The following is a 14,182-nucleotide window of genomic DNA, read 5'->3' as shown; positions in this document are numbered from 1 at the left end:
ACGATATTGAAAGAAGTGAGAACGCCACAATTGTGACGTCCTCACCCGTTTTTTTCGGCTTAGGTACAAGCCTGCACCGCGCGCCTAGTCAGTACGCCAATCAAATGCGCACGATACTCTGCAGACCCATGCAGGTCCGAAATCAGATCACCGGCATCCACAGAGAGGCCTTCGACTGCATCTGGCGCGAAATTGGCGCCCAATGCGGTTTCTGCTTCGCTCCAGCGGAATACTCCGCTGTTGGACGCGCCTGTGACGGCCACACGCACGGCGTCGCCGAACTTGGCAACAAAAACACCGACCAAAGCAAACCGAGAGGCGGGCTGGTCGAACTTCTGATAGTTCGCCGCATCAGGGATGGGGAAGTTCACGCCCGTGACGATCTCACCTTCCTCAAGCGCGGTTTCGAACAGATCGACAAAGTAGTCGTCCGCCGCAATTTCACGCGTATTGGTGACGATTGTCGCACCGGCCCCGAGTGCACCTGCCGGATAGCAAGCCGCCGGATCGTTATTGGCGATTGAGCCGCCGATAGTACCCCGATTGCGCACGGCTGGGTCACCGATATTGCCAGCCAAAACCGCCAAAGCAGGGAAAGCAGCGCCTTCGTCAGCAACCTGCGCATGGGTCGTTGCGCCACCAACACTGAGCGTACCCGATGCAGCGTTCACACCGACTAGTTCGCTAAGGCCACTTAGCCTCACCAAAACGTCCGGCGATGCCAATCGCTGTTTCATTGTTGGCAGGAGTGTCTGCCCACCGCCCAATGCCTGCGCGCCATCAGCTTTCATTGCTGTGGATGCCTCGGCCACCGAACTGGGGATTACCAAATCAAAATCATACATGTTTCATGTCCTTATTCTGTGACCAAAGGCAGGGGCGGACCCCAACCCTTGGCCTACGAGAGATCATTTGTTCATAGCCGCCCATACGCGTGACGGAGAGACAGGCATATCGATATGATCGACATCATGCCCCCCACGTACCAGCGCATCGACCACGGCGTTCACGATCGTCGGAGGCGACCCAATTGCACCCGCTTCACCGCAACCCTTGGACCCGATCGGGTTGTGGGTGCAGCGCGTCGCATGACTATGATCGACCACCAAATTTGGCAGATCGTCTGCCCGTGGCATCGCGTAGTCCATGAGCGATCCTGACAGCAGTTGGCCGTTCTCGTCATAGACGCTGTTTTCCAACAACGCCTGACCAATGCCCTGCGCTAAACCGCCCTGCACTTGGCCTGTGACGATCATCGGGTTCACGACAACGCCAAAGTCATCTAGCGCAACCATCGAACAAATCGTGACCTTGCCAGTTTCAGGGTCCACTTCAACCTCACTGGCATAAGCGCCCGACGGGTATGTGAAGTTCGCCGGATCATAGAACGCTGTTTCTTCCAAGCCCGGTTCGAGATCCTCAATCGGGTAGTCGTGCGGGATGTAGGCCTTAAGTGCGACATCACCAAAGCCCACGTTCTTGTTGGTGCCTTTAATCGTAAAGACGCCGTCTTTGAACTCGATGTTCTCCGGTTTATCTTCCAGCATGTGCGCTGCAATCGCAGTTGCCTTTAAGATGATCTTTTCCGTTGCGCGGAACACCGCGGACCCACAAACAGCAAGGCTGCGGGATCCATAAGTGCCCATCCCGAACGGGATTTTCGACGTATCACCATGCACGATGTCGACTGACAACGGATCAACCCCCAGCATATCCGCAACAATCTGCGGGAAGGCGGTTTCATGGCCTTGGCCGTGGCTATGCGCCCCAACCATGACCGAAATATTGCCCGTCGGGTTCACCCGCACAGTCGCGGCATCGTATAGACCAACACGCGCGCCAAGAATGCCGACAAGGTTGGACGGCGCGATGCCGCAAGCTTCGATGTAGGCGTTGATACCAAGCCCGCGTAGCTTGCCGTTCTTGGCACTTTCTGCACGGCGCGTTTCAAATCCGGCAAGGTCGGCAGTCTTTTCCAAACCGTCCATCAAGGCGTCATAATCACCGCTGTCGTATTCAAGACCAGCCGCTGAAGCGTAAGGATATTGATCCTTTTTGATGAAGTTTTTGCGGCGGATTTCGACAGGGTCCATCCCCAACTCGCGGGCGCACTTGTCGATGACCCGTTCGAGTGAATAGGTCGCCTCTGGCCGTCCTGCGCCGCGATAGGCATCGACGGGTGCCGTGTTGGTGAACACCGCTTTGACGTTCACGTAGACATTGGGAACCGTATAGTTCCCCGCCATCAACGTGCCGTGCAGGAAGGTTGGCGTCACAGTCGCAAAGTTAGACAGGTAAGCCCCGACATTGGCCATCGTTTCCGTGCGGAACGCGATGAAAGTGCCATCGGTTTCTGTGGCCAGTTCGATCTTTGTAACGTGGTCACGACCATGGGCATCTGCAAGGAAGGATTCTGTGCGGGTTGCCGTCCATTTTACAGGGCGACCCAGCTTCTTAGCTGCAGCAAGAACCAAAGCTTCTTCGCTGTAGTGGTAGATCTTCGAACCAAATCCGCCACCGACGTCCGGCGCATAAACAGTCAATTTGTTCTCAGGAATTCCAAGCACAAACGCCGCAATCAAAAGCCGTGATAGGTGCGGGTTCTGGGATGTGGTCGTAAGTTTATAGTCACCCGTACCAGGGTCGTATTCACCAATAGAGGCACGTGGCTCCAAAGCGTTCGGAACCAGACGGTTGTTGACCAATTCCAACGTCGTCACATGTGGCGCGGCCTTAATGGCATCGTCCGTGGCGGCACGGTTGTCTTCGATCCAGCCCCAGTCAAAACAGGTGTTCGTTTCGATTTCGTCATGAACGAGTGAACCTGCATTCGCGACGGCCGAAGCCATGTCGGTCACTGCATCGAGCTCTTCAATGTCCGCTTCAATCGCTTCCACCGCATCGAGCGCTTGTTCAAGCGTCTCGGCAACTACAGCCGCATAAGCATCGCCAACATGGCGGACTTTACCATGGGCCAGAACAGGCCGCTTGGGTTCTTTCATCGGCTCGCCGTCTCGGCTCACGATGGCCCAACCAGCGGGGTTCCCGCCGGTTTCGACGAAATCTTCGCCTGTGAATGTCGCCAAGACGCCGGGCATTTCTGCCGCCGCGCTCATGTCGACACTATTGATCTTGCCATTCGCCACTTGGCTGCGGGCAAAGGCGCAATAGGATGTGTTTTGGGGCGTGAAATCGTCTGTGTATTTCCCGCGGCCCGTCAGAAACCGCGTGTCTTCGCGGCGTTTGGTTGGTGCACCAATTCCTCCGTCTGGCATTTGGTATCCTCCCTATTCTGCGGCAATCGAGGGGACGTCTTGCCCGCTCGCTGCCATGATTGCGTTCACGATGCCCTGATATCCGGTGCATCGGCAGATGTTCCCCTCAAGGTAATCGCGGATTTCAGCCTCAGAGGGCTTGGGGTTCACTTTCAGAAGTTCAGCCGCGCTCATCACCATGCCAGGCGTGCAAAACCCGCACTGCAATCCGTGGTGATCCTGAAAGGCCTGCTGGATCACGTTCAGCGATCCGTCTGCGTTGGCTTGGCCTTCGATGGTGTCGACCGTCGCGCCATCAAGTTCAGCCGCAAAGACAGAGCAGGATTTCACGGCCTTGCCGTTCACATGCACCACGCAAGCGCCGCACTGGCTGGTGTCGCAGCCGATATGGGTGCCTGTCAGATGCAGGTTTTCACGCAATGCCGTCGATAGCAGGGTGCGGTTTTCCACCTCTGTCGACGTTTCGCGTCCGTTGATGTTCATCGTAATTTTAGGCATCTCTTCCTCCTTGGAAAATGATCTAAAGTCGGTGCGCTATGCTTTGAACATGCGCCCGATCCATCCCTTTCTCGTCTCTTTCTGGTCTGTATTTTCGGCAACGGTTTCGAGTTCTGGTTCCAGCCCTTCCTGAAACCTCTCAAAAAATTGGCCAGCCAATTTCTTGGCAAATCCGTCAATAATCCGGCTGCCGAGTTGGGCAAGCTTACCACCCACTTTGGCATCGACATCATATTCGAGCAGCGTGCCACCCTCTATATCAGTTAGACGAACGTCCGCCGAACCCGAGGCGAATCCAGCAGGCCCACCTTTGCCTTGCCCCGACAAGGTCAGGCTTTCGCCGATCACCACGTCGGAAATTGTGACTTCACCTTTAAACTTGGCTTTCACGGGACCGACTTTCTGTACGACGACGGCTTCGAACCCGTCTTCGTGCGATCCGGTCAGTTCCTCACAGCCCGGAATGCAGGCCTTTAGAACCTCCGGATTCAAGATCGCCTCCCAAACGGTTTGACGTTCAGCAGCGATCTCTCGTTGGTCGGATAATTTCATTGCGGCCCTCCCAGTCCATCAATGGCTCCTCGAAGTAGACAGAGCAGCAATTTTAGGGAGGTCTGGGAAGTGGCCTTTACGTCAAGCCATCCAACAAGTGTCGCACATCTGAGACAGGCGGCGGGTTATTCGCTCAAACCCAACCGTTTCATACGCCGGTAGAGCGTCGCACGGGACACAGCCAGATCGCGGGCCGCGACGCTGACGTTATTGTTGGCGCGAACCAAAGCACGCACAACGGCTGCGCGTTCTGCCTTTTCAAATCCGACAGGGCCGTCGCCACGCCCGAACAGATCACTGGCCGCCCTCGGCGATAGCGCGCCTTGCGCTTCCAAACCATAAGCCTTTCGCGCGCCACGGGTTGCCCCGACAACCACGTCGTCGGCATCGACAGCCAACAACATGGAGCTGGACGCATCGACGTGATCTGCAACCACGATACGGGCCTGCGCATAGGTCGCACGGAAATTGTCGGCCTCAACCGTGCGTGCAATCTGTGATACCATTTCAGCAATCATCCCATTGATGGCCTGCGTTTGGTCGGCACGCGCTGAAGACACATCAAGAGCTGCTATCAGTTGCCCATCGGATCCAAAGATCGGGGCGTCGATGCAGCTCATCGCGGTGTTGCGCGCCATGAAGTGCTCGTTGCGGTGAATCGTAACTGCGCGCTCTTCGGTGATGCAGGTTCCTATGCCGTTGGTACCTTCGGTCGCTTCACTCCACACCGCGCCAAGCCCCAGCCCCCATCCTTCAAAGACCGTTTGGTCGGCGTCCGAAAAACGATGATCCACAACGACGCCATCGCAGTCCGTCAATACAACGCCACAGCCTGAACTCCCCACCAGCTCGAAAAGTCGATCTAATTTGGGGGCTGCAATATCCATAACACGGCCCAAAGCGTCGCGTCGTTCGGCGATATCTTGACCGGGAAGACAGGCCTGTGGGGCCATATGGGACGGATCAAGACCATGCGACAACATCGAGCGGCGCCAAGACGCTGCAAGCCGAGAGCGCGCGGCCGCCGACTTTGATTGCACCGATGCGATTACAGCCTCGACGTGTGTTGTTGATAGCATTGCCAAGATTTGTGTCTCCCTCCGCAATCATTCTCAATTTCCTAAAAGAGTCAAATTTGACCATTGAAGACCTGCGCGGAGGTAAACTGACATTGAAGAAAAGTGTGCGGTTGCAGCCCCGATCCAGACGGCGAAAACCGACCCAGTGAAGTGACTTTTGCAACTGACCAGGTCCGCTCTTTTAACCTGAACGCAGCGTTTGAAAGGCAATCGAGAGGCAGTAGAAAGGTGGGTTTTGGCTGCAAGAAACCCTTTGAAAGGGAGAATTGAAAGCCAGCTTAGTCCCGCAACTTGTAAATTCGCCGGTTGATCCATGCTACGGGCTACACCATTGACAGTTTCTTTCGTTGCGCGACGGCATGGCGGCTTTCGCTTACGCAGCATTCTCCCCGCTGCGAGCGCGCGAAACGGGAATTTTACACTTCTGCTTTGGGTTCATTGCAGAAATTCGTTGCGCCGCAACAAAAAGGCGCTCCGAGGAGCGCCTTTTCTTTAGTCTTCTGAATACCACCAAACGTCTGGCTGCCAGCCGGGCCAGTCGCCGAAGATCGGCATGGTTTCTGGGTAGTGCAGGTTCTTGTCGTGGGCGATGCGGCTGATGTTCCACTGATAGATCGGGATCACGTAGCGCCCAGACGTCAGAAGACGGTCCAAGCCTTGCGTTGCGGCGAGGAAGTCGTCTTGGCTTGGGGACGTCAGCAAGTGGTCGATCATCGCGTCGATCGCTTCGGACTTCACGCCCATCATGTTGCGCCCACCTTCAACGTCAGCGCCTTCAACGCCCCAGTAGAGGTACTGTTCGTTGCCCGGGGACAGGGATAGCCCGCGGCGGTAGTAGGTCATGCCGAAGTCATAGACATCCGTACGCTCAGAGTATTGCGCGTTGTCCACCACAGTGATCGTTGGCGTGATGCCAAGGCGACCGAGGCTTTCGACATACATGTCCACCATCGACTGGTTTTCACTTGAGCCTGATTTCAGCAGGATTTCAAAGGTGAACGCTTCGCCGTCCGCGTTTGCCATCACACCGTCCTGAACGCTGTAGCCAGCCTGTTCCATCAGATCGAGCGCAGCGCCGATGTTGGCGCGGTTACGCTCTGATCCGTCAGACACGGGCAGGGCGTAGCCTGTGATCGCATCAGCAGGGATGCTGTCGGCGAATGGTTCAAGGAACTCCAACACGCGGCCCGTGGCTGGGCCGTCTTGCATCGCCAGTGGCGAGTTTGAGAAATAGGAGGTGATGCGCGGCTGCGCGCCGCCTGTCATCGTGTCGTTGATGAATTCAAAGTTGAACGCATGGATCATCGCATCGCGTACGCGGATGTCTTCAAACTGCGGCAGGCGGGTGTTCATGACGAAGCCTGTAATCCCGCTAGGGCGCGAGTGCGGCAGGATGGAGCGTACAAAATCGCCCGACTGCATCAGCGCGAAGTCATACTGGCTGTCCCACTTGGCGACGTTGAATTCACGGTTGGTGTTGATCTCCCCCACTTTGAAGGCCTCAAACGCGGCGGTTTCATCGCCAAAGAACTCCATACGGATCGTGTCGAGGTTATAAAGCCCGTTCACGAATGGCACGATATCGGCACCCCAGTAGTCGGGATTGCGTGTCATCTCGATGTGACGGCCAGCTTCAAAGTCGGTGATGATATAGGGGGAGGACGTGACAGGGATCACATCGAGGCCGGATTCAGCGAAATCCAAGCCTTCCCACTGGGATTTCTGCAAAATCGGACGCAAACCCGCGAGAAGCGCCAATTCGCGGTCTTCTTCATTGAAGTTGAAACGCACGCCGCGCTCGCCGACGGTTTCGATGCTGTCTACTTTGTTAAAGAAGCCATGGTAGCGCGGGTGACCCACAGTGCCGAGAGTTTCGTAAGACCAAATCACGTCTTCGACCGTAACTGGGCTGCCATCAGAGAATCGGGCCTCTGGGCGGAGGGTAAATTCGACCCATGAGCGGTCTTCAGCGGTCTCAACCGATTCGGCGAGAAGGCCATAAAGCGAGAAAGGTTCATCCAAAGAGCGCCCCATCAAGCTTTCGCCCATCAAGAAACGCATCTGCCAATGAACCGAGCCTTTGACGATGAACGGGTTCAGGCTGTCAAAGGATCCGACGTTGGCCGTGACGATAGATCCGCCATATGGCGCATCGGGGTTGGCATAAGGTAAATGCGCAAAATCTAGGGGTAGGGCAGGGTCGCCATACATAGCTATGCCATGTGTTGCCTCAGCATTGGCAAACGTCGCAAGCGCTGTGGTCGCCATTGCAAGCGCCGTCGTGCGCAGTGTCGCGCCCAGCCTTGTGTATATTCCTGTGGTCATTTTGGTCCCGCTCCCCGTTTCAATGAATCTGTTCTTGGGGCCACGTTAGAGGTGGAAACAAACCTTTTCAAACTTTTAGCTTGGATGCGGGCGGCCTAACGCTTATACAAAGGTCACTGCTCGATAGGTTTCTTGCCTGTATGAAACCTGCCTCAATAACTTAACCCCAGCTTCGGCTGGGGTTTTTTTCTGCCCATTTTTTAAGGGCGAGCAGTGATTTATGTTTTTGATTTTAGGTTGTGAAAACTGACCGCAGGAATCACCAGAATCGGGCGTTAAGAATACTTAACGCGGCAGGGTGAAGTATGCTGAATATCGTGAAAGATTCGGGTGGCCTAAAGTGTGCCTACCCGAAGCTCGTTTTCCAACGCTTCAATGTCGAGATCATTGAGGCTGGACGTGGCCGCGTTTTCAAATGTCGCGTTTAAGGAAACGACAACGTCGTTCTTGCGGTTTTTCTGTTTTGCCTTAGCGCGTTGTTTCGGCCGATTATTTCGGGAAGCCGCCGCAAAAATTCCACTCAGCTCGTTCGCGCTAAAGAATTCACCTGTGGTGAGGTAAAGCGCTTTTTTACCTGAAACCAGTTCATCCATTTGTTTGGCGTTCAGTTCAACGTTCAGATCAAGCGGGGCATCTTCGGTTTGGTCGGTTGTCGCAAGAACGTCCGTTGCATCATACCAAGGCGTATCCACATCAGCATATGCGGCGTTAAGGTCCGCAACGGTGATGTGAATGTCAGGGTAGGTTGAGTGGGTCTTTAGAACCACAGCTGCAGATCGGGTCTGAACATCAATGCGGTCGACCGTGCCACCGTTTGGCAGGCCTGTTTCGGCATCATAAGTAAGATTGGCCCCATAAACGACCGCGCCCTGAAAAACAGGCGCGCTGTCGACATCCGCAAATGTGCCGAACAAAAAGCGCGTTTCGCCTGCATTTGAGATAATCGGGGTCATTCTACGTCCAAATTCGAAACAGTTGTCTGGTTCGCGAGTGTTTTACGCGTGAATCGTGGACAAATCGGGGCAAGGATAGGGCAAATTTGGCTAATTCAATGCGGCTACGACGAGCACTCGCGCATTGTGCAGATGCAGCATATACTACGCCAAACGCAACGCAGGAGCAAAACCATGTCAAACAACGGACCTCTTACAGGAAAAACCGCCGTCATTACGGGTTCAAATTCAGGCATCGGCCTTGGCGTTGCGCGTGAGATGGCCAAAGCGGGCGCGGATGTTGTTCTGAATTCGTTTTCAGACCGCGAGGAGGATCATGCGTTAGCAACTGAAATCGCTAAAGAATTCGACGTAAAGGCGACCTATATTGCCGCTGATATGTCAAAGGCTGATGATTGCCGCCGCCTCATCACGGATGCTGGCGCTTGTGATATCTTGATCAACAACGCGGGCATCCAGCACGTCGCCCCGATCGACGAATTCCCGACGGCTAAGTGGGACGCGATCATTGCGATCAACATGAGTTCTGCTTTCCACACCACGGCGGCGGCCTTGCCGATGATGCGGGCGGCAGGTTGGGGACGTGTGATTAACATTGCCTCAGCCCACGGTTTGACGGCTTCACCTTACAAATCAGCCTACGTCGCGGCCAAGCACGGGATTGTTGGCATGTCCAAAACTGTTGCTTTGGAAACTGCGCAAGAACCAATCACCTGCAACGCGGTTTGCCCAGGCTACGTGCTGACACCGCTTGTCGAGGCGCAGATCCCCGACACGATGAAAGAATATGACATGAGCCGCGAAGACGTGATTAAGAACGTCATGCTTAAGCGCCAACCTTCCAAGGAATTCGCAACCGTTGAACAGCTTGGGGGCACTGTTGTGTTCCTTGCATCTGATGCGGCTGCCCAGATCACAGGAACGACCATCAGCGTTGACGGCGGATGGACGGCGCTGTGACAAAAAACGTAAAACGCATCAACCTCGCGCTTCAGGGCGGCGGTGCACATGGTGCGTTCACTTGGGGCGTGTTGGACCGCATCCTTGAGGATGATCGCATTGAAATCGCTGCGATTTCTGGAACCTCTGCAGGGGCGATGAATGGCGCAGCATTGAAGGCTGGGATGCTGAACGGTGGGCGTGAAGGCGCGCGCGAGAACCTGAATTGGTTCTGGGGGCAGGTTGGTGCGGTCAAGGATGAGGCCATGTCGCAATGGATGGATATTATGTCTCCCGCGACAAGCATCCTATCCGCTGCGATGGCCTATTCGCCAGCTTATGCCGCCTTGGATATGACGACACGCATGATGTCGCCCTATGGGTCTGGTCCGTTTTACAGCAATGCGTTGAAGCCGATTGTCGACCAGATGAGTTACGATGCGGTTTGTGCCGAAACTGGTCCAGAATTGCATGTTTGTGCCACGAATGTACGCACTGGTAAAATCAAGATCTTCAAAGGCGACGGTATCACAAGTGAGGCGCTGATGGCGTCCGCCTGTTTGCCAACGATGTACAAAGCGGTTGAGATCGACGGCGAGGCCTATTGGGACGGTGGTTACACCGGTAACCCCGCGCTGTTCCCGTTGTTTGAGGCAGGATTGCCGGAAGACATCATGGTCATCAACATTAACCCGCTGCACCGCGAAGAGGTTCCTACGGACAGCCAAGCCATTCAGAACCGGATCAACGAGATCAGCTTTAACAGTTCGCTCTTTCGCGAACTTCGGGCGATTAACTTTGTGAAGCGTTTGCTTGCCGCAGGGTCGATGCCTAAAGGCGCGATGAAGAACGTATTGGTGCACATGGTGTCTGATGACGTGCTGATGAATGAGCTGAGTGTGGCGACGAAATCTGTTCCAAATCCAGTTGTATTGGCGCGCTTAAAGGCCGCCGGACGGGCCGCGGCGGACACGTTTATTAGTAATCATTACAACGATTTAGGTGAACGTGATACCGTGGATCTTCAAGAGATGTTCTCTGAGTAAAAGCGCGGATTACTCAGCAGCGTCCGTGTCAGACTTATGCGTATGGGCGATTTTTTCTGCAAGGTCGGTGTAGGACTCTGACAGTTCGCCTTCTTTTTCACCCGGATAGACAAGACCTGCAGAGATGACCAATTTGGCCGCGTCTTCCACCGTCATATCCAACTCGATGATGTCGCGGGTCGGGAAGAACAACAAAAAACCCGATGTCGGGTTTGGCGTTGTTGGCAAGAACACGGACGTCATTGGTCCTGTGTCTGCCTTGTCCAAAATCTCACCCTTGGTTGAGGTCGACACAAAGGCGATCGCCCAGATACCTTTGCGCGGGTATTCAATCAGGCAGGCTTTATCAAAGCTGGTTTCTGTCTGTGCGAAAACCGTTTCGGCGATTTGTTTGACGCCGTTATAGATGGAGCGCACGACCGGCATGCGCGCAACAAGCCCTTCGCCCCAGCGAAGGAAACTACGTCCTAGTAGGCCTTTGCCCATCCAACCCACAAGCATCGTAAACAGCAGGAAGACAAAGACGCCAATGCCGCGCACGTTAACCGTGATCCAATTTTCATCACCAACAGTGCGGCCGAGCGCCCAGTTCAGCAATTCTTCGGGCTGATAAGCGTTTGGAACGAACGGCCATACGAAACTGTCGACCCAGCCCACAACGGTCCAGATCAGCCAAAGCGTCAGGCCAATTGGCGCGATGACCACAAGGCCGGCGAGGAAATTGGTCCGCATGCCACCGATAAGCGAACGGCGCGGTGTAGTCGGGTCTTTGATCGTTTTCACTTAAGCGCAGCCTTGGATACATGCTCCGCGAAGGTGCGGACAGATGTTATGTAGGGGATGGTGGGCGCTTCCACAATGATTGGCGGGATAACTGCGCCTTTAGGTCGCCAAACTGCCTGCAATTTGGGCAGCAAGACGTGCATTGTTTCGCACCAGTGCAATATTCGCCGTTAATGACGCTCCATCGGTAAGCTCAAGGATACGACCAAGCAGGAACGGCGTGACGCCTTTTGCGCTGATGCCATGTGCGTCAGCTTCCGTCAAAGCCTGCGCAATGATCGGGGCAAGGGTCTCAGCGGGGATCTGTGCGTCGCTTGGGATCGGGTTCGTGACCAACTGTCCACCGGGGAGGCCCATCGCGACGCGCATTTCATGTGCAGCCGCGATGTCAGCTGCGCTGTCCATGCGTAGGGGCGCGGGCAGGGGCGATGTAGCGGACCAGAACGCGGGAAGGGTGTCTTGGCCATATACAATGACAGGAACTCCCAGCGTTTCGAGGACTTCGTAGGTTTTCTCAAGATCTAGAATGGCTTTGGCGCCTGCGGCCACGACGGTCACCGGCGTTTGGGCCAACTCGTTCAGGTCAGCGGAAATGTCGAACGTGGTTTCCGCGCCTTTATGGACGCCTCCAATGCCGCCTGTCGCAAACACTTTGATACCCGCCAGATGTGCCGCGATCATCGTGGCGGCCACGGTTGTCGCACCTGTGCCACCCGTTGCTATGCAAGCTGCGATATCTGCACGGCTGAGCTTGGCGACGTTTTGGGCTTGGCCAAGGGTGTCGAGTTCCACGTCGGTGAGGCCGATGTGCAATGTTCCATTCAATACGGCGATGGTTGCAGGCACTGCACCACCAGCACGAACTTCTTCCTCGACCAGTCGCGCGGTTTCGACGTTCTGCGGGTAAGGCATGCCGTGGGTGATGATTGTGGATTCAAGCGCAACGATGGGTGTGCCGTTCTTTTTGGCGGTTGCTACGTCTGGCGCGAAAGTCATTGGAATGGTCATGAAGGTGTTTCTCCGGAAACGTAAGTTGCGGCAGCGTTGAGGGCGCGTTCCAGCGCGGCTTGACGCGGCATGCCTTGGATTTCTGACGCGATGTGCGCCGCCATAAACGTGTCACCCGCGCCTGTAACGCGTGTAACGAGAACCTCTGGGGGCTGCGCCGTTAGAATGTCACCGTTCAGGCATTCAGCAGCGGGATTGCCGCCATCGGTCACAAGGGCGCGGTGCACACCACGTTCTGTCAACGCCTTGGCGCCGTCTTGTGCAGTTTTAAACGTGGTTTGGCACAGCAGCCCAGCTTCTTCGAGGTTCACATAAAGCGTCGCGGATGGGTGCCCGACAAGGGCCAGAAGGCGTTCCGCCTTACCAGGTGACGCTGGTGCGACCCGTAAATCGGAGGCCGCAAACAGTGGCGATGTTGCGATGTCTGCCAGCAGATCACGGGTGAGGTTGCCATCCAGCGCCACAAGGCCAGACCAAGGCGTGGTTTCACTACCTAAGGTGCCGTCAGACATCGGGCGAAGGATTTTGGTGCCTGCTTGCTCAAGTGAATGTGCGTCCGCAATGGCCGCAATCAACCCGTTCGCGCCCTCAATCGCCATGTAGGAATCGGTTGGCAGGTCTTCCGAACGGTAGACGTAATCGGTGATAATCCCGAGGCGCGCGGCCTCACCGACAAGCTCATCCCCTTCAAGATCGCGCCCAACGGCGGACAGGGCCGCGGGTGTGAGGCCAAAGTTGTTCAGCGTCATTGCGATATTCATCGCGACGCCACCGGGCAGGCGCGTAATACGGCCCGGTACATCAGATCCCGCGCGCATGCTGCTGGATGAGCGTCCGATGATGTCCCAAAGGAAGGAACCGATGCAAAGAATGTCAGGTTGTTTCATACGGAAGTTCATGGCGCGGCCACTGCATAAGGTCAACGGGGTGTGTTGGGTATGGAATGCCTGACCTTACTGTTGGCGGCTAAATTGGCATAAATGAACGATGTTCACGTCTCGAGAGTTTCCCAACTTTCAATCAATTCACTCTTCTGCCAAGGTTGCCCCATGATGCGATTTTTTGATGCCACGCTCGGTAAGTGGACCCGCCATTTATTTTTTGTGCTGCTGCGCACGTACTATGGGCTGTTCTATAACGTCAGCGCCTCAGGCAAGCACTTGTTGCAAGCCCAGCCGGGGACATTGATTTTGGCCACGCACGTCAGCCGCCATGACGGGCCGCTGATCGCAACGACCCTTTATTCCACGACACGTGTGCGCCCGACAGTTCACTATGATGAATACCACAACTGGGCGCAGTGGTTCCCGATGTATGTCGCAGGGGCCGTTCCTATGAGTTCGCCAAAAGCATGGCCAGAAGAAAAACGCGCCCAGCGTAAGGTTGAGACATTGGAGAAAATCCATACGCTTTTGGGGGACGGGAATTCCATTCTGCTGTTTCCTGCGGGGCAGGTGCGTCGCCAACCTGAGGAGATCGTGAAGCCGTATCTCTCTGGGGTTCATGAAATCCTACGGGCTGAGCCGGATACCCCTGTGATGTTGTTGCGCCTTGATGGTTTGGGAAAGTTCCAACGCGCCACCCATGATCTGTTCTGGAGCTTTATTGGCCGTAAAAAAGGCCGCCGTCATGTCAGTCTTGATTTGCAACCGATTGAGCTGGACGCAAACATGGAATTGGAAGCGTTTAACATTGAGTTGGAGCGGTTGTTGAATTCGTAAACG

General features: G+C 55.3%; 13 protein-coding genes. 3 read left to right on the top strand and 10 right to left on the bottom strand.

What is annotated here, in order from left to right:
- Positions 1-59 precede the first annotated feature (59 nt).
- From OSB_RS07365 to OSB_RS07335, 7 genes are all read right to left on the bottom strand, one after another.
- On the bottom strand, positions 60-845 hold the full coding sequence (locus tag OSB_RS07365) for an FAD binding domain-containing protein (protein WP_049834380.1): 786 nt from the start codon (positions 843-845) through the stop codon (positions 60-62).
- Between the two features lie 63 nt (positions 846-908).
- On the bottom strand, positions 909-3,275 hold the full coding sequence (locus OSB_RS07360) for a xanthine dehydrogenase family protein molybdopterin-binding subunit (protein WP_049834379.1): 2,367 nt from the start codon (positions 3,273-3,275) through the stop codon (positions 909-911).
- Between the two features lie 12 nt (positions 3,276-3,287).
- Positions 3,288-3,773, bottom strand: a complete 486-nt coding sequence (locus OSB_RS07355; RefSeq protein ID WP_049834378.1) for a (2Fe-2S)-binding protein — start codon at positions 3,771-3,773, stop codon at positions 3,288-3,290.
- A 36-nt stretch (positions 3,774-3,809) separates the two neighbouring features.
- On the bottom strand, positions 3,810-4,325 hold the full coding sequence (locus tag OSB_RS07350; protein ID WP_049834377.1) for an SRPBCC family protein: 516 nt from the start codon (positions 4,323-4,325) through the stop codon (positions 3,810-3,812).
- Between the two features lie 125 nt (positions 4,326-4,450).
- Positions 4,451-5,404, bottom strand: coding sequence for a GAF domain-containing protein (locus OSB_RS07345; protein ID WP_200802541.1), 954 nt, complete (start codon positions 5,402-5,404; stop codon positions 4,451-4,453).
- Between the two features lie 492 nt (positions 5,405-5,896).
- Positions 5,897-7,729, bottom strand: coding sequence for an extracellular solute-binding protein (locus OSB_RS07340; RefSeq protein WP_049834375.1), 1,833 nt, complete (start codon positions 7,727-7,729; stop codon positions 5,897-5,899).
- A 335-nt stretch (positions 7,730-8,064) separates the two neighbouring features.
- Positions 8,065-8,682: a hypothetical protein gene (locus tag OSB_RS07335; protein ID WP_049834374.1), complete on the bottom strand. Its 618-nt coding sequence runs from the start codon at positions 8,680-8,682 to the stop codon at positions 8,065-8,067.
- Between the two features lie 174 nt (positions 8,683-8,856).
- Between OSB_RS07335 and OSB_RS07330 the strand changes: the two genes are divergently transcribed.
- Both OSB_RS07330 and OSB_RS07325 read left to right on the top strand, forming a co-directional pair.
- Positions 8,857-9,642, top strand: coding sequence for a 3-hydroxybutyrate dehydrogenase (locus OSB_RS07330; protein WP_049834373.1), 786 nt, complete (start codon positions 8,857-8,859; stop codon positions 9,640-9,642).
- Positions 9,639-10,667: a patatin-like phospholipase family protein gene (locus tag OSB_RS07325; RefSeq protein WP_234967360.1), complete on the top strand. Its 1,029-nt coding sequence runs from the start codon at positions 9,639-9,641 to the stop codon at positions 10,665-10,667. The genes OSB_RS07330 and OSB_RS07325 overlap by 4 nt, the downstream gene beginning before the upstream one ends.
- Positions 10,668-10,676: 9 nt before the next feature.
- On the opposite strand, the gene OSB_RS07320 is transcribed toward OSB_RS07325, so the two are convergent.
- The 3 genes from OSB_RS07320 to OSB_RS07310 all read right to left on the bottom strand — a co-directional run bounded on the left by OSB_RS07320 (position 10,677) and on the right by OSB_RS07310 (position 13,345).
- Entirely contained in the window at positions 10,677-11,399 is a 723-nt protein-coding gene (locus OSB_RS07320; RefSeq protein WP_082166515.1) for a DUF502 domain-containing protein, read from the bottom strand.
- Between the two features lie 150 nt (positions 11,400-11,549).
- Positions 11,550-12,458 carry a pseudouridine-5'-phosphate glycosidase gene (locus OSB_RS07315; protein WP_049834371.1) on the bottom strand — a complete coding sequence of 303 codons (909 nt, stop codon included), beginning with the start codon at positions 12,456-12,458 and terminating at the stop codon, positions 11,550-11,552.
- The gene (locus OSB_RS07310) at positions 12,455-13,345 is read right to left on the bottom strand and encodes a PfkB family carbohydrate kinase (RefSeq protein ID WP_049836086.1); all 891 of its coding nucleotides are present in this window, start codon (positions 13,343-13,345) and stop codon (positions 12,455-12,457) included. The genes OSB_RS07315 and OSB_RS07310 overlap by 4 nt, the downstream gene beginning before the upstream one ends.
- Positions 13,346-13,507: 162 nt before the next feature.
- On the opposite strand from OSB_RS07310, the gene OSB_RS07305 reads away from it, so the two are divergent.
- Complete coding sequence (locus OSB_RS07305; RefSeq protein WP_049834370.1) at positions 13,508-14,179, top strand: 1-acyl-sn-glycerol-3-phosphate acyltransferase; 672 nt, start codon at positions 13,508-13,510, stop codon at positions 14,177-14,179.
- Positions 14,180-14,182: the final 3 nt, after the last annotated feature.

Source organism: Octadecabacter temperatus, from assembly GCF_001187845.1.
In the GTDB taxonomy this organism is placed as follows: Bacteria; Pseudomonadota; Alphaproteobacteria; order Rhodobacterales; family Rhodobacteraceae; genus Octadecabacter; species Octadecabacter temperatus.
This window is presented reverse-complemented; position numbering and strand designations above follow the sequence as displayed.